The sequence below is a fragment of the Rhizobium sp. BK379 genome, from assembly GCF_014193955.1.
GTDB lineage: Bacteria > Pseudomonadota > Alphaproteobacteria > Rhizobiales > Rhizobiaceae > Rhizobium.
Genome location: NZ_JACIAD010000005.1, coordinates 414,954 through 429,956, shown reverse-complemented (window position 1 = coordinate 429,956; position 15,003 = coordinate 414,954). Strand labels below are relative to the sequence as shown.

General features: G+C 57.3%; 14 protein-coding genes. 8 read left to right on the top strand and 6 right to left on the bottom strand.

Annotation, left to right across the window (positions count from 1 at the left end; genetic code table 11):
• Positions 1-21 precede the first annotated feature (21 nt).
• From rsmG to FHT93_RS23705, 3 genes are read left to right on the top strand one after another with little or no spacing between them, the layout of a single operon-like run.
• Complete coding sequence (gene rsmG / locus FHT93_RS23715) at positions 22-639, top strand: 16S rRNA (guanine(527)-N(7))-methyltransferase RsmG (protein WP_112970678.1); 618 nt, start codon at positions 22-24, stop codon at positions 637-639.
• A 19-nt stretch (positions 640-658) separates the two neighbouring features.
• Complete coding sequence (locus tag FHT93_RS23710; RefSeq protein ID WP_112544958.1) at positions 659-1,453, top strand: ParA family protein; 795 nt, start codon at positions 659-661, stop codon at positions 1,451-1,453.
• Between the two features lie 33 nt (positions 1,454-1,486).
• Positions 1,487-2,368, top strand: a complete 882-nt coding sequence (locus FHT93_RS23705; protein ID WP_113013455.1) for a ParB/RepB/Spo0J family partition protein — start codon at positions 1,487-1,489, stop codon at positions 2,366-2,368.
• Here the strand turns inward: FHT93_RS23705 and holA are convergent, their stop codons facing one another.
• The 3 genes from holA to leuS are packed head-to-tail and all read right to left on the bottom strand — an operon-like array spanning position 2,369 to position 6,566.
• Complete coding sequence (holA, locus tag FHT93_RS23700; protein WP_113013454.1) at positions 2,369-3,412, bottom strand: DNA polymerase III subunit delta; 1,044 nt, start codon at positions 3,410-3,412, stop codon at positions 2,369-2,371.
• A gap of 12 nt (positions 3,413-3,424) precedes the next feature.
• Complete coding sequence (gene lptE / locus FHT93_RS23695; RefSeq protein ID WP_113013453.1) at positions 3,425-3,946, bottom strand: LPS assembly lipoprotein LptE; 522 nt, start codon at positions 3,944-3,946, stop codon at positions 3,425-3,427.
• Positions 3,936-6,566 (bottom strand): leucine--tRNA ligase, encoded by a 2,631-nt coding sequence (gene leuS / locus FHT93_RS23690; RefSeq protein ID WP_113013452.1) that lies wholly within the window; start codon positions 6,564-6,566, stop codon positions 3,936-3,938. The genes lptE and leuS overlap by 11 nt, the downstream gene beginning before the upstream one ends.
• A 195-nt stretch (positions 6,567-6,761) precedes the next feature.
• Here leuS and FHT93_RS23685 point away from each other — a divergent pair, with 195 nt between their 5' ends.
• Together FHT93_RS23685 and FHT93_RS23680 are read left to right on the top strand one after the other, a co-directional pair.
• Positions 6,762-7,421 (top strand): YggS family pyridoxal phosphate-dependent enzyme, encoded by a 660-nt coding sequence (locus FHT93_RS23685; protein WP_113013451.1) that lies wholly within the window; start codon positions 6,762-6,764, stop codon positions 7,419-7,421.
• A 413-nt stretch (positions 7,422-7,834) separates the two neighbouring features.
• Positions 7,835-8,770, top strand: coding sequence for a flagellin (locus tag FHT93_RS23680; protein WP_112544953.1), 936 nt, complete (start codon positions 7,835-7,837; stop codon positions 8,768-8,770).
• Positions 8,771-8,841: 71 nt separating this feature from the next.
• On the opposite strand, the gene FHT93_RS23675 is transcribed toward FHT93_RS23680, so the two are convergent.
• Positions 8,842-9,543, bottom strand: coding sequence for a DUF1013 domain-containing protein (locus tag FHT93_RS23675; protein WP_112544952.1), 702 nt, complete (start codon positions 9,541-9,543; stop codon positions 8,842-8,844).
• A gap of 232 nt (positions 9,544-9,775) precedes the next feature.
• Between FHT93_RS23675 and acs the strand changes: the two genes are divergently transcribed.
• Positions 9,776-11,731 (top strand): acetate--CoA ligase, encoded by a 1,956-nt coding sequence (acs, locus tag FHT93_RS23670; protein WP_113013450.1) that lies wholly within the window; start codon positions 9,776-9,778, stop codon positions 11,729-11,731.
• 32 nt (positions 11,732-11,763) lie between these two features.
• On the opposite strand, the gene FHT93_RS23665 is transcribed toward acs, so the two are convergent.
• Both FHT93_RS23665 and FHT93_RS23660 read right to left on the bottom strand, forming a co-directional pair.
• Positions 11,764-12,207 carry a thermonuclease family protein gene (locus FHT93_RS23665; RefSeq protein WP_113013449.1) on the bottom strand — a complete coding sequence of 148 codons (444 nt, stop codon included), beginning with the start codon at positions 12,205-12,207 and terminating at the stop codon, positions 11,764-11,766.
• A gap of 48 nt (positions 12,208-12,255) precedes the next feature.
• Positions 12,256-12,480 (bottom strand): DUF1674 domain-containing protein, encoded by a 225-nt coding sequence (locus tag FHT93_RS23660; RefSeq protein WP_113013448.1) that lies wholly within the window; start codon positions 12,478-12,480, stop codon positions 12,256-12,258.
• 110 nt (positions 12,481-12,590) lie between these two features.
• On the opposite strand from FHT93_RS23660, the gene htpX reads away from it, so the two are divergent.
• Complete coding sequence (gene htpX, locus FHT93_RS23655) at positions 12,591-13,553, top strand: zinc metalloprotease HtpX (protein ID WP_113013447.1); 963 nt, start codon at positions 12,591-12,593, stop codon at positions 13,551-13,553.
• The gene (locus FHT93_RS23650) at positions 13,544-14,935 is read left to right on the top strand and encodes an RsmB/NOP family class I SAM-dependent RNA methyltransferase (RefSeq protein WP_113013446.1); all 1,392 of its coding nucleotides are present in this window, start codon (positions 13,544-13,546) and stop codon (positions 14,933-14,935) included. Before htpX ends, FHT93_RS23650 begins: the two co-directional genes overlap by 10 nt.
• Positions 14,936-15,003: the final 68 nt, after the last annotated feature.

Here is a 15,003-nt window from a genome sequence, read left to right as displayed (position 1 = left end):
AAGGTTTGAGAGTCTTCGGGAATGGAATTAAACGGATTACGTGTTTCACGTGAAACACAAGAACGTCTGCAGCATTTTGCGGATCTCTTTACGAAATGGGCAAAGGCGATCAATCTTGTAGCGCCTTCCACAATGAGCGATATGTGGAGCCGGCATATTGCGGATAGCGCACAGATATTTCAGATCTCTCCTCAGCCTCAAACCTGGATCGATCTCGGAAGCGGCGGCGGTTTTCCTGGTGTGATTACTGCGATCTTTCTTTCGGAACACCAGCAAGGCTGGGTTCATTTGGTCGAGAGTAACAATAAGAAGGCAGCATTCCTGCGAACAGCGTTGCGAGAAACCGGCGCTCGCGGTGAGGTACATGCGACCAGGATAGAGGATGCGCCAGCAGCAATAGCTGCCTGCGACGCTATTTCCGCCCGTGCATTGGCCGATCTCGATAAGCTGATTGAATATGCGGCGCCCTGGATGGTTGGAACGGAAAATAATCACGCATATTTTCACAAAGGCCGGGATTACCAGAGAGAGATCCAGAAAGCACGTGGTCGCTGGGCTTTTGATCTGCTAGAACACAATAGCGCTGTCGAGCAAGATTCTGTTATTCTCGAAGTATCAAATCTCCGGCGCCTGGTTTAACAACGCGGATATTGCGGCAATGGCTGGCGAACGTAATCGGATTATCACCATCGCAAATCAAAAAGGTGGTGTCGGCAAGACTACCACGGCAATCAATTTGGCAACGGCTCTTGCCGCTATCGGCGAACGAGTACTGATTATCGATCTGGACCCACAGGGTAATGCAAGCACTGGTTTGGGTATTGATCGCCGCAATCGGAAGCTTTCTTCCTATGATCTGATGGTCGGCGAGGCTGGCGTCGTCGAAACCGCCTTGGAAACAGCGGTTCCCAATCTCTTTATTGTCCCCTCGACCATGGATCTTCTCGGCGTCGAGATGGAAATCTCCCAGCAGAGCGACCGTGTCTTCAAACTCAAGAAGGCATTGTCTTCAACCGAGGCGAAGTCCTTTTCTTATATCCTTCTCGACTGCCCGCCTTCCTTCAACCTGCTGACGATGAATGCCATGGCGGCTGCTCATTCGGTGCTGGTGCCTCTACAGTGTGAATTCTTTGCACTTGAAGGTCTGAGCCAGCTTCTGGAGACCGTCAACCAGGTCCGCGGGACGGTCAATCCGCAACTCGACATTCAAGGCATCGTGCTGACGATGTTCGATGCTCGTAACAATCTGGCGCAGCAAGTCGTAAACGACGTGCGGACCCATCTCGGTGAGAAGGTCTATCACACGCTTATCCCGCGGAACGTTCGCGTTTCGGAAGCGCCCTCTTACGGCAAGCCTGCGATTCTCTACGATCTCAAGTGTGCCGGCAGCCAGGCCTATCTGCAGCTCGCATCTGAAGTTATTCAGCGGGAGCGGCAGAGGCTGGCAGCCTGAACGCGTGCATGACAGAGTAAGCGAGTTTTGAACATGAATGATGATACATCGAAAAGACGGCTCGGCCGCGGTCTCGCAGCCCTTATAGGTGAAATGGATCAGCCTGTTCCGGCGGAAACGGAAAGACCTTCGGTCAGCGCAGACCGGATGATTCCGATCGAGTTCGTCACGCGCAATCCTCGCAATCCTCGCCGTTTTTTCGATGACGCTGAACTTCACGATCTTGCGAGCTCGATCCGTCAGCATGGTATTGTGCAGCCAATCGTCGTCAGGACGCTCGCGCGGGATCGTTATGAAATTATAGCCGGCGAAAGACGCTGGCGTGCTGCCCAATTGGCAGGCTTGATTGAAATCCCCGTTATCATCCGGGATGTGGATGATAAAACGGCGCTGGAAATTGCGATCGTTGAGAACGTTCAGCGATCCGATCTCAATGCTCTCGAAGAGGCGCTAGGCTATGAGCAGCTCATTGCCGAGTACGGATATACCCAAAACGATCTCGGTGAGATCATCGGCAAGAGCCGCAGCCATGTCGCCAATTCGTTGCGCCTCTTGAAACTGCCTGATCCTGTTCGTGACATGCTGGCTGCCGGCAGCCTTTCTGCGGGACATGCGCGTGCGCTGGTGTCGACATCAGATCCCGCCGCACTTGCACGTACAATCGTTTCCAAGGGCATGTCAGTCCGCGATGCGGAAAAGCTTGCGCAGAACGACATCAAGGCTCAGTCAGAGCCGCAGGTTGCTGTTCAAAAGAACCAGAAGGATTCCGATACGCTGGCTCTGGAGCGCACGCTGTCGGATACGCTTGGTCTCGACGTATCCATCAACCACAAGGCCGGTGGTGGTCAGATACGAATTTCCTATAAGTCTCTGGAGCAGCTCGAGGAAGTCTGCCGGCTTTTGGAACGCCGCTGATCAGGCTTGTGGTCGCCGTGCCGACTGCAGTGTCGTGGAGAGCAATGTCTGCATAGCGATGCTGTCTTCCAATATTTGACGCTGCCTCGTTTGCAGGATGGCAGCCTGCAGGCGCTTCGTTTCACGGGTGATGGCGTCTGCGCTCCAGCTTTTTAGTGCCTGTTCGATGATCGGCTTACGTCGGAAATGAAGATGCCTGCCCTGCGTCTGCATGATCTGTGCGGGCGGCACTCTCTTTTCATCCATTTCGGCCCGCATTGTGTCGAGAAGCTGAAACTGCCGCAGGCAAGCCTGGAGAACCAGGAAGACCGAGGTCTTGGAACTGGTAATCTTCTGCATCGCATGTAGGAAATTGGTGCTGTTACCGCTTAATATCGCGTCAACTGCGTCGTCGACCGAAATGGCGCTGGCGTCCCCGATTATTTCGGTAACGTGATGATCGTCAACCGTTTCCATGCCCCTGCAATAAAGCGCCAGCTTCCGAATTTCGTTTCTGGAAGCAATTCTGTCGCCGCCGATCAGCGCCACGAGAGCTTGCCTCGCAGCAGGCGTTATGCCCAGCCCCTCGGCAGAAAGTTCATTGTCGATCAAGGCGTTTAGAGCGCGGCCGTCGTCGGCATAACAAGGGATTGCCACAGCTGTGCGAGCGGCTTCGACTGTCTTGCGTAACGCCGATCCCTTCTTCAGGTCACCCGCTTCGACGATGATGCTGGCTGCGTCAAGGGAAGCTCCGGACAGAAATGCGACAGCATCGACGAGATATTTCTCGTTTGCGGCTCCCCTCACCCATATCAGCTTTTCGCCGCCGAAAAGACCGATAGACTGGGCTTCATCGAGCAGGCGACTGGGCTCTTTCTGCAGATCGCCGACGTCGAGCTTGGTGACGGAGAACGGATCATTCTGATCTATGCCAGTCTTTCCGGCGATCATACCGGAGCGCTCGGAAACAAGTCCGCGGTCGGGGCCATAGATCAGATAGATGCGGTACAGGCGTGCAGATTTCTGCAGGAATCCGTCGAATTCATGGGATTTGATTTCCGCCACGCCATGACTCCCTTAGCGGCTGAGCGCGGCGGCGAGGTCTGCTCCCACGAATTCAGCGGCCTGGTTGGCGGCGCGATTTTCGGCATCGAGGATCGCGCGCTGCTTGGCGAATTCCTGACTCGGGAAGTCCATCAAGGCGGTCGCTTCGCGTCTGCCCGCCTTGATGACCTGATTGTCTTTGGTGGTGCGCAAAGTGTAACTGACCGAAACAGTCGCGCGGCCGGCGCGAGACGTATCCGATGACTGAACGAGCAAGGTATCTGCAACGTAGGACGACACCTGCAATTCAACCATGTATTCCGGCTTCTCGACTTCACCGGCACCCCGGGAAGCCAGGAAGATCAGACGATTACGAACTACCTGTCCGACACGCGTGCCCGCTTCGGAAAAGCCGACGGAGCCGAGCTTCTCGGTAACGCCGGTACTTTCGGAATAGAGCGGCCGAACCTGGCAGGCGGAAAGAAACGCCGTGGAGACAAGGATCGTGACGATGCCGGCGCGACGCGCAAGCTTGCGGGCGAAATCAGACGACAATGTTTACAATCCTCTGTGGAACCACGATGATTTTTTTCGGTGCCTGACCGTTCAAGACATTCTTCACCGCGTCCAATTCCAGCACGGCTTCGGTGACGGCATTCTGATCTGCGTCGCGAGAAATTGTCAATTCGGCGCGCTTCTTACCGTTAATCTGCACGGGAAGGATCACGTCGTTTTCAACGACCAGAGATGCGTCATAGTCCGGCCAGGCCGCATGGGCGATGAGTTCCTTGTTGCCAAGGGTCATCCAGCATTCCTCGGCCAGATGCGGCGTCATGGGCGCGACGAGCTGGATCAGGATCTCGGCCGCGTTTCGGATGGCAGCCCGATAGGCTGCATCGCCCTCGCCGGCTGCCACCTTCGTCAGCGGGCCTGCCAGCGCGTTGACGAGTTCGTAGATGCGGGCAACCGCCTTGTTGAACCAGAGCCTGTCATAGTCGTTCTGGACGGCCTTCAGCGTCTTGTGGGCGAGCTGCGAGATCGCCAGTGCTTCGCCTTCCTTTGCCGGCTTGGAATCGACAACGGAGAGTGCTTCAGCGGCTTCCGAAATCAGGCGCCAGAGGCGCTGCGTGAAGCGATGAGCACCTTCAACACCGGCTTCCGACCAGATGACGTCTCGATCGGGCGGAGAGTCCGACAGGACGAAGAAACGCGCGGTATCGGCGCCGTACGAGGCGATGATATCATCCGGGTCCACAACGTTCTTCTTCGATTTCGACATTTTTTCGATCGAGCCGATCGCGATTTCCTCGCCTCCATCAAGCAGATAGGCGCTGCGCTTGCCGTCTATTTCCTCGATGCGGATGTCGGCGGGCGAAATCCATTCGCGATGCATGCCGGCGCCGCGGCTGTAGGTTTCATGAACCACCATGCCCTGGGTGAACAGGCCCTTGAAGGGCTCCTTGACATCCACATGGCCTGTCTCGCGCATCGCCCTGGTAAAGAAACGCGAATAGAGCAGATGCAGGATCGCGTGCTCGATACCGCCGATATACTGGTCGACAGGTAGCCAGCGGTTTGCCGCAGTCGGATCTGTCGGCTGCTTCTCCCAGGGTGCCGTGAAGCGGGTGAAATACCAGCTCGAATCGACGAAGGTGTCCATCGTATCCGTCTCGCGGCGCGCATCCTTGCCGCATTGCGGGCAGGCGACGTGACGCCAGGTCGGGTGACGGTCCAGCGGATTGCCGGGCTGATCGAAAGTCACATCCTGCGGCAGCTCTACCGGCAGGTCCTTCTTTGGAACCGGCACGACGCCGCAATCATCGCAATGAATGACCGGAATCGGGCAGCCCCAGTAACGCTGACGGGAAATGCCCCAGTCGCGCAGGCGGAAATTGACCTTGCGTTCGCCCTGCGGCGCATTGCCGAACAGCGTTGAAGACAGCTTGTCGGCAACAACCTGGAAGGCTTCGTCCGTCGTCTTGCCATCGAGGAAGCGTGAGTTGATCATCACGCCCTCGCCGTCATAGGCGACATCACCGACGGTGAAGCTCGCCGCATCGCCGTCCTTCGGCATCACGACGGGTACAACCGAAAGGCCATACTTGCGCGCAAAATCCAGGTCTCGCTGGTCGCCGGAGGGGCAGCCGAAGATGGCGCCTGTGCCGTAATCCATCAGAACGAAGTTGGCGACATAGACCGGCAATTCCCAGGAAGGATCCAGCGGATGCCTCACGCGGATGCCGGTATCCATGCCCTTCTTCTCCGCCGTCTCGAGGGCAGCAAGAGAGGTGCCGGCTCGGCGGCATTCCTCGCAGAAGGCCTCGATGTCCGCATTTCTTCCTGCCACTTCCTTGGCGAGCGGATGATCGGCGGCGATTGCCAGGAAGGAGGCGCCAAACAGGGTATCCGGGCGCGTCGTGTAGACCACAACCTCGGTTTCGCCGGCAGGTGCGGTTTCCGGGACGATCTCCCAGCGGATCGTGAGACCTTCAGAGCGGCCGATCCAGTTCTTCTGCATCAGCCGTACTTTTTCCGGCCACTGGTCGAGCGTATCGAGCGCGTCCAGCAGGTCCTGGCTGAAATCGGTGATCTTGAAGAACCATTGCGTCAGCTCGCGCTGTTCCACCAGCGCGCCGGAACGCCAGCCACGACCGTCGATGACCTGTTCGTTGGCGAGAACCGTATTGTCAACCGGATCCCAGTTCACCTTGGACTGCTTGCGGTAGACGAGACCCTTTTCCAGGAAGTCCAGGAAAAGATGCTGCTGTTGCTGGTAGTATTCGACGTCGCATGTCGCGAATTCGCGCGACCAATCCAGAGAAAGGCCCATCGCCTTCAGCTGTGCCTTCATTGAGCCGATGTTCTGATAGGTCCAGGACGCAGGATGCACGCCACGTTCCATCGCGGCATTTTCGGCCGGCATGCCGAAGGCATCCCAGCCCATCGGATGAAGGACATTATAGCCGCGGGCGCGCTTATAGCGCGCCACGACGTCGCCCATGGCATAGTTGCGGACATGGCCCATATGGATGCGGCCCGACGGATAGGGGAACATCTCTAGGACGTAATATTTCTCGCGCGGATCGGAGTTGTCAGTCTCGAAGACCTTCTCCTCGTTCCATTTCTGCTGCCAGCGGGGCTCAGCATCGCGCGGATTGTAACGTTCGGTAGCCATAGTATCAGAATTTCCGGAAAATCAGGGGAGGTTGGCCGAGACCTTCACCATGAAACCAACCAAGCGTCAAGTTTTGCGGGCGCTTCATGCGTTCGATCTTGGTATTGGGGCGATTTCAGAGATATCAGCCTTGGCAATGCCACGGCAGCCCAGTAGTGGATTGCCGGTGGACAAGCCGGATGTTGGGGCAGAGCGATGGAACTTCAAGAGCGGTTGAACGAAGTACGGTCCAGGATCGATGCGGCTGGGCGGGATGCAGGCCGTCCGGAACGCGCGGTGCAGTTGGTGGCCGTCTCGAAGACCTTTGAGGCCGATACCATTCGGCTGGCAATCGAAGCCGGCCAGCGCATCTTTGGAGAAAACCGCGTTCAGGAAAGCCAGGGAAAATGGCCGGGGTTGAAGGCGGAAACGCCAGGCATTGAGCTGCATCTCATCGGTCCGCTGCAGTCCAACAAGGCTGCAGAAGCAGTTGCGCTCTTCGACGTGATCGAAACCGTGGACCGCGAGAAGATCGCACGCGCCATTGCCGAGGAGATGAAGCGGCAGGGCAAGGCACTGCGTCTCTATGTTCAGGTCAATACAGGCCTGGAACCGCAGAAGGCCGGCATTGCACCTGATGATACGCCAGCTTTCGTCGACTTCTGCCGCGGTGAACTCGGCCTTGGCATTGAAGGACTGATGTGCATCCCGCCGGCGGATGAAAATCCCGGCCCGCATTTCGCCCTGCTCGCCAAGCTCGCAGAAAAGTGCGGTGTCAAGAAACTCTCCATGGGCATGTCTGGTGACTACGAGATTGCCATTGCCTTCGGTGCGACCAGCGTACGGGTCGGCTCGGCAATTTTCGGCGCGCGTTAACAAATAGCGGAAACTGCTTCTTCGAATCAGAGGATTACTCATGATTCGGACGGGGATCTTGTGGCCGTTGTTTGGAAAGCGATAATATTTATTAATCCGAAAAAAGTTTTAAACGGGCGATTTTTCCCGTTAACGTTTGACTGTGGAGACTCGCTATAATTCTCTAACCTATTTAAATTGTTAGATAATATTTGTCGCTTTCGAGCCTCTTTCAAAACCCGGTCGGGAGCACTTAAAAGCCCTAACAAGAGCTTAAATTAAATTTTCCGCAACGCTAATTGAGGAATTATTAACTATGTTGGGCGCAACCATTCGTTAACGGCAATGACCTGGCTCTCGGGTTTTGCATGAAGCGTCGCCGTTACCGGACTCGTCCGGATGACCCCTTTCACTTTGATTGCGGAAAACGGAACATGACAAGCATCCTCACCAACAACGCTGCCATGGCAGCGCTGCAGACCCTGCGCGGCGTAAATGACAGCCTGAAGGATACCCAGGGCCGCGTCTCCTCGGGCTATCGTATCGACAAAGCTGCCGACAATGCTGCCTACTGGTCGATCGCGACGACAATGCGTTCGGACAACAAGGCTCTCGGCGCGGTTTCCGACGCCCTCGGCCTCGGTGCAGCAAAGGTCGACACCGCCTATACGGCCATGGACAACGCCATCGACGTCGTCACGGAAATCAAGGCGAAGATCGTCGCCGCCACGGAAAAGGGCGTAGACAAAACCAAGATTCAGGAAGAACTCGACCAGCTGCAGGAGCAGCTGGTGAGCATCGCGCAGTCGGCCTCCTTCTCCGGTGAAAACTGGGTTGCCGGCGCTTCGGGCACGAAGAGCGTCGTCTCCTCCTTCGTCCGTGACGGTTCCAATGCCGTTTCGGTCAAGATGACGGACTACATTCTCGATGCGGGTACGCTGGGTAATGTCCTGTTCGGCATGAACAGCAACGGCACGATCCAGACGACGAGCGGTATCATCGGCACTGCATTCAACGGGACCTATGGCAACACCGTTATCGTCATGCCATCGATTTACGCGCTCGATATCACCAACTTCACGCAAGGCCAGCTCGACGGGGCGCTTTCCGGCGTCGAGCTCGTGCTCCAAGCCATGACCAATGCAGGTTCGCAGCTTGGCTCGATTTCGACCCGAATTCAGTTGCAGGAAACCTTCGTCAGCGCCCTGACCGACTCGATCGACTCGGGTGTCGGCCGTCTCGTCGACGCCGACATGGAAGAAGAGTCCTCCAAGCTCTCGGCGCTGCAAACGCAGCAGCAGCTTGCAATCCAGTCTCTGTCGATTGCGAATTCTTCGGCACAGAACATTCTCTCGCTCTTCCGCAGTTAACGCCTGGCAGAAGAACGGTAACAAAAAACCCCGCCATCGGCGGGGTTTATTCATTTCAGGAGATGCCGATCTCAGAACTGATCGTCTTCATCCTCGTCCTTCGGCGTCGAGCGCAGCGAGCTCAGCTTGCGGAATACGGCATCGGCGTCGATTTCCTTTTCTTCCTCGCGCTCGTAGCTCGGCGTCAGGCGCTCGGTTTCCTGAGCAGACTGCAGCGTTGCACCGAGTTCTGCCGCGGTCGGCAGCGGACGGCCCTTGGAAGCCTTTTCCACTTCCATGTCGAGATCGATCTGGCTGCAGAGGCCGAGCGTAACCGGGTCCATCGGTGCCAGGTTTGCCGAATTCCAGTGAGTGCGCTCGCGGATCTGCTCGATCGTCGATTTCGTGGTGCCGACGAGACGCGAAATCTGCGCATCCTTCAGTTCCGGATGATTGCGAACCAGCCAGAGAATGGCGTTCGGGCGGTCCTGGCGCTTGGAAACCGGTGTATAGCGCGGACCGCGGCGCTTGGATTCCGGCACGCGGACCTTCGGCTCGGAAAGCTTCAGCTTGTAGTTCGGGTTGCCTTCGGCGCGGGCAATTTCATCGCGGGAAAGCTGGCCGGTGGCGATCGGGTCCAGGCCCTTGATGCCCTGCGCGGCTTCGCCATCGGCAATCGCCTTGACTTCGAGCGGATGCAGTTTGCAAAACTGAGCGATCTGGTCGAAAGACAGGGCTGTATTGTCGACGAGCCAGATGGCAGTCGCCTTTGGCATGAGCAGCTGTTGAGCCATGGATATAGTCCTTCTATCGTCCGCGCCGGTCGCGGTCCGTGGATTGTCACCACAATGTCCGGGAAATATGGCGGTATATAACCGCACTGTCGCAGAATTGCAATTCTTCAGAAATGAAATGACCTTTGTCTAATTGCCGTCATCAGACTACCTGATATGAATTGCGCAATTCGAGTCCCGGTCGATGCGCCGAAGCGTAGGCCGTTGCATAGCCTTGTGAGGAGGAGTTCCCATGTCGGAGAAGATCTATCCGGTTTCCAAACCGGTGAAGACCCGTGCGCTGATCGATCAGGCCAAGTACGAGCAATGGTACGAGGAAAGCATTGAAAACCCCGACAAGTTCTGGGGCAAGCACGGCAAGCGCATCGACTGGTTCAAGCCCTATACCAAGGTCAAGAACACGTCCTTCACCGGCAAGGTGTCGATCAAGTGGTTCGAGGACGGCCAGACCAATGTTTCCTATAATTGCATCGATCGTCACCTGAAGACGAACGGCAACCAGACCGCCATCATCTTCGAAGGCGACAACCCCTATATCGATAAAAAGATCACCTACAACGAGCTCTACGAGCATGTCTGCCGCATGGCGAACGTGCTGAAGAAGCATGGCGTCAAGAAGGGTGACCGCGTCACCATCTACATGCCGATGATCCCGGAAGCGGCCTATGCGATGCTCGCCTGCGCCCGCATCGGCGCGGTGCATTCCGTCGTCTTCGGCGGCTTCTCGCCGGAAGCGCTGGCCGGCCGTATCGTCGACTGCGAATCCACCTTCGTCATCACCTGCGACGAGGGCATTCGCGGCGGCAAGCCGGTCCCGCTGAAAGACAATACGGATACGGCCATCCACATCGCCGCCCGTCAGTATGTGGCGGTCAACAAGGTGCTCGTCGTGCGCCGTACCGGCGGCAAGACAGGCTGGGCGCCGGGGCGTGACCTCTGGTACCATCAGGAAATCGCCACGGTGAAGGCTGAGTGCCCGCCGGTGAAGATGAAGGCGGAAGATCCACTTTTTATCCTCTACACTTCGGGTTCCACAGGCAAACCGAAGGGTGTCCTGCATACGACAGGGGGTTACCTCGTCTATGCGGCGATGACGCATGAATATGTCTTCGATTACCACCCCGGCGACGTTTACTGGTGCACGGCCGATGTCGGCTGGGTTACCGGTCATTCCTATATCGTCTACGGGCCGCTCGCGAACTGTGCGACGACACTGATGTTCGAAGGCGTGCCGAATTTCCCGGACCAGGGCCGTTTTTGGGAAATCATCGACAAGCACAAGGTCAATATCTTCTACACAGCGCCAACAGCGATTCGCTCGCTCATGGGCGCCGGCGACGATTTCGTGACTCGCTCTTCGCGCGCGAGCCTGCGCCTGCTCGGCACGGTAGGTGAGCCGATCAATCCAGAAGCCTGGGAATGGTATTACAATGTCGTCGGCGACAAGCGCTGCCCGGTGATCGATACGTGGTGGCAGACGGAAACCGGCGGTCACATGATCACGCCGCTGCCGGGTGCGACCGACCTCAAGCCTGGTTCGGCCACGAGGCCCTTCTTCGGCGTCAAGCCGCAGCTCGTCGACAATGAGGGCAAGGTGCTGGAAGGTGCCGCCGACGGCAATCTCTGCATCACCGACAGCTGGCCGGGCCAGATGCGCACGGTTTATGGCGACCATGAGCGCTTTATCCAGACCTACTTCTCTACCTACAAGGGCAAGTATTTTACAGGTGATGGCTGCCGCCGCGATGAGGACGGTTATTACTGGATCACGGGCCGCGTCGATGACGTTCTGAACGTTTCCGGTCATCGTCTCGGCACTGCGGAAGTCGAATCTGCTCTCGTCTCGCACAATCTTGTTTCGGAAGCTGCCGTCGTAGGTTATCCGCATCCGATCAAGGGCCAGGGCATCTACTGCTACGTCACGCTGATGGCGGGCAATGAGGGCACAGACGAACTGCGCCAGCAGCTTGTCAAACATGTGCGCGCCGAAATCGGCCCGATTGCCGCACCCGACAAAATCCAGTTCGCGCCCGGCCTTCCGAAGACGCGTTCGGGCAAGATCATGCGCCGTATCCTGCGCAAAATTGCCGAAGACGATTTCGGTTCGCTGGGGGATACTTCGACGCTCGCAGATCCGGCTGTCGTTGACGATCTGATCGCCAACCGGCAAAACAAGGCTACGGCTTGAGACTAAGGGCCGCTCCGCTATCGGGAGCGGCCCTATTCATCCGCACAAACAACCTGTGGCTTGCGGCCGCCGTCGTAGGCGCGGACCTTTCCTTCCGAAAGAAGATACTGTGCAGGATTGCGCCCGTCCGCGAAGGTGACGTTGGCGAGAATTCGTCCGAAATATTTGTCACCGGCTATCTCTCTCAGCTGGATATTCGCGGCGCCTGATATCATTTGTTCAAGTGCTACTCGTGCCTCGAGAGCGGCTTTCCGGACTTCAGCGCATTTCGAATGGATTTCGGGTGCATCTATACCGCGAATGCGGACATAGACCTCCATGGTTTGTTGCGGCCAAGGTGTCGCCGCAACTAACAGCGTATCGCCGTCAATGATCCGGATAATCTTCGCCGATACGGGACCTTCAATCTCGTCGCGTGCGGCAAAAGCCGGCACAGACGAAAGAACTAGCAGGACAATTGAAAACAGCTTGAGCATAACAGGAATAAATTCCGATCATGCTGGAAAGTCAATGGGAATATTTACCTAGAAATCAATCGCGCGGCCATTAATTTCATAATCGCCGAAGCGGGAGGGCTCAGCTCCGCCGCGTCCGCCGATCTCCGGCGGCAGTTCGGCAGCCCTGGTGTTCTTCCGGCGCTCCTCAGCTTCGGCCAGCGCCCGTTTGGCAGCTGGAGAGAGCATCTTGCGCGGCGGCTCCGAACCTTCAGGCACCGGAATTTCCACATTGTCGTTATCGGCCGTCTGCATGCTGCACTCCCGCCTGAGAATATTGAAAATGGCTGGCGAATAACCAAATCATAGTGCGTCGGCGCCGGGATTTAAAGCATTACGCCGCAATCTGGAGATGGAGACCTCTGATGAACCTCATGCGTACTGCCATGTTGCTTGCCTTCATGACGGCGCTTTTCATGTTTGTCGGCTTTTTGATCGGCGGCCGGGGCGGCATGATGATCGCCTTTCTCATCGCTGCCGGCATGAATTTCTTCTCCTACTGGAATGCCGACCGGATGGTGCTGTCGGCCTATCGGGCGCAGGAGGTCGATGAGCGCAACGCGCCGGAATTTTACCGGATCGTGCGTGATCTCGCCCGCAATGCCGGCCTGCCGATGCCTAAGGTCTATCTCTATGACAGCCCTCAGCCGAATGCCTTTGCGACCGGCCGCAATCCGGAGAATGCTGCCGTCGCTGCCTCGACCGGCCTGCTCGCCGCTCTCTCGCCAGAAGAGGTTGCGGGCGTGATGGCGCATGAGCTTGCCCACGTCCAGAACCGCGATACGCTGACCATGACGATCACGGCCACGCTTGCCGGCGCGATCTCGATGCTCGGCAATTTCGCCTTCTTCTTTGGTGGCAATCGTGAAAACAACAACAATCCGTTGGGTTTCATCGGTGTGCTCGTCGCGATGATCGTGGCGCCGCTTGCCGCCATGCTGGTGCAGATGGCGATCAGCCGTACCCGCGAATATTCGGCCGACAGGCGGGGTGCTGAAATCTGTGGCAATCCGTTATGGTTGGCCTCGGCGCTCGGCAAGATCGCCCGCGGTGCGGCACATGTGCCGAACTATGACGCGGAGCGCAACCCAGCCACCGCCCACATGTTCATCATCAATCCGCTTTCCGGCGAGCGCATGGACAATCTGTTTTCGACCCATCCGAACACCGAAAATCGTATTGCTGCCCTGCAGGAAATGGCACGGGGAGGTTTCGACGTCTCGACGCCGCCGGTTCGCGCTGCTAATCCGACACGCAAATCGCGCTCGGTTCCCAATACCGGTTTCGGCCGCGATGACTCGCAACCGCCGAAGGGTCCGTGGTCTTGAATTCAGACGGCAAGAAGAAGCCAACGCGCAAACATAAACCTGTTGCAGAAGGCTCAGCACCGGCGCCGGTGAAACCCGGCCTGCAGACGCGTGCGGCTGCCGCGAAGATCCTTGCGGCCGTCGTAGATAAAAAACTGCCGCTCGATGGTGCGCTGGATCATGAGCATGGAAATCCGGCCTACAAGGCGCTTGGGGAAAGCGATCGCGCGCTGGCCCGCGCCATCCTCAACGCTACGCTCAGGCATCTGCCGCGCATTGATGCCGCCATTGCCTCGCTGCTCGAAACGCCGCTGCCGGAAGGTGCCCGAGCTTTGCATCATGTGCTTGCCGTCGGTGCTGCGCAGATCCTCTATCTCGACGTTCCCGATCATTCCGCCGTCGATCTCGCCGTCGAGCAGGCCAACCAGGATCCTCGCAATCGGCGTTTCGCGAAGCTCATCAACGCGATCCTGCGCCGTCTTAGCCGCGAGAAGGAGCGCATACTTGGCGAGATCGCCGACATACCGCCAATGCCTATGTGGTTCATCGAGCGGATGGCAAAAGCCTATGGAAAAGAGCGGGCACTCGCCATTTCCGAATCCCAGCTTGAGCCGGCAGCCATCGACCTTACTGTTAAATCCGATGCCCCAGGCTGGGCGAAGCGTCTAAACGGCGCAGTGATACCCACTGGCGGCGTGCGGCTTTCCGCGTTTGAAGGCAGCATTCCCTCGCTTGACGGGTTCGAAGAGGGGGAATGGTGGGTTCAGGACGCGGCTGCCAGCATTCCTGCCAAGCTCTTCGGTGACCTCACCGGCAAGCGCGTTGCCGACCTTTGTGCCGCACCAGGTGGCAAGACCGCCCAGCTCATCCTTGCCGGTGGCCGCGTGACGGCGATCGACCAGTCCGAAAACAGGTTGAAGCGCTTGCGCTCCAATCTCGAGCGGCTTGGTCTTGAAGCCGAAACCATCGCGGTGGATCTTACGAAATTCGAACCATCCGAGCGTTTTGACGCAATTCTTCTCGACGCGCCATGCTCGTCGACAGGCACGACCCGCCGGCATCCCGACGTGCTCTGGACGAAAGGCGCCGGGGATATCGCCAAACTCGCGACACTGCAGGAGCGCCTTCTGCGCCACGCAGTTACCTTGCTGAACCCGGGTGGCGTTCTTGTCTTTTCCAATTGCTCGCTCGATCCACAGGAAGGCGAAGAGGTTGTGGCTCGTGTTCTTGCGGATACTAAGAACCTGGAACGAGTGCCGATCCACGCCGCAAAATGGCCCGGCATGGAGCAGGCTATTACACCGACAGGCGAGTTTCGCACGCTCCCTACCATGCTGGATATGCCAGATGGCTTTGCGTCGGGCCTTGATGGCTTCTACGCTGCGGTACTCAGACGCATCTGATTGCTATTATATTCTAATTTCATCACAAAATAATACATCGTAGCTAATGAAATCGGTTTTGATTCATC

What these genes read in the sequence shown, in the direction of transcription:
- rsmG (WP_112970678.1), top strand. Translation starts at nt 22, where the DNA reads ATGGAATTAAACGGATTACGTGTTTCACGTGAAACACAAGAACGTCTG.
- FHT93_RS23705 (WP_113013455.1), top strand. Translation starts at nt 1,487, where the DNA reads ATGAATGATGATACATCGAAAAGACGGCTCGGCCGCGGTCTCGCAGCC.
- FHT93_RS23680 (WP_112544953.1), top strand. Translation starts at nt 7,835, where the DNA reads ATGACAAGCATCCTCACCAACAACGCTGCCATGGCAGCGCTGCAGACC.
- FHT93_RS23660 (WP_113013448.1), bottom strand. Translation starts at nt 12,480, where the DNA reads ATGCAGACGGCCGATAACGACAATGTGGAAATTCCGGTGCCTGAAGGT.
- FHT93_RS23675 (WP_112544952.1), bottom strand. Translation starts at nt 9,543, where the DNA reads ATGGCTCAACAGCTGCTCATGCCAAAGGCGACTGCCATCTGGCTCGTC.
- FHT93_RS23665 (WP_113013449.1), bottom strand. Translation starts at nt 12,207, where the DNA reads ATGCTCAAGCTGTTTTCAATTGTCCTGCTAGTTCTTTCGTCTGTGCCG.
- leuS (WP_113013452.1), bottom strand. Translation starts at nt 6,566, where the DNA reads ATGGCTACCGAACGTTACAATCCGCGCGATGCTGAGCCCCGCTGGCAG.
- htpX (WP_113013447.1), top strand. Translation starts at nt 12,591, where the DNA reads ATGAACCTCATGCGTACTGCCATGTTGCTTGCCTTCATGACGGCGCTT.
- FHT93_RS23685 (WP_113013451.1), top strand. Translation starts at nt 6,762, where the DNA reads ATGGAACTTCAAGAGCGGTTGAACGAAGTACGGTCCAGGATCGATGCG.
- FHT93_RS23710 (WP_112544958.1), top strand. Translation starts at nt 659, where the DNA reads ATGGCTGGCGAACGTAATCGGATTATCACCATCGCAAATCAAAAAGGT.
- acs (WP_113013450.1), top strand. Translation starts at nt 9,776, where the DNA reads ATGTCGGAGAAGATCTATCCGGTTTCCAAACCGGTGAAGACCCGTGCG.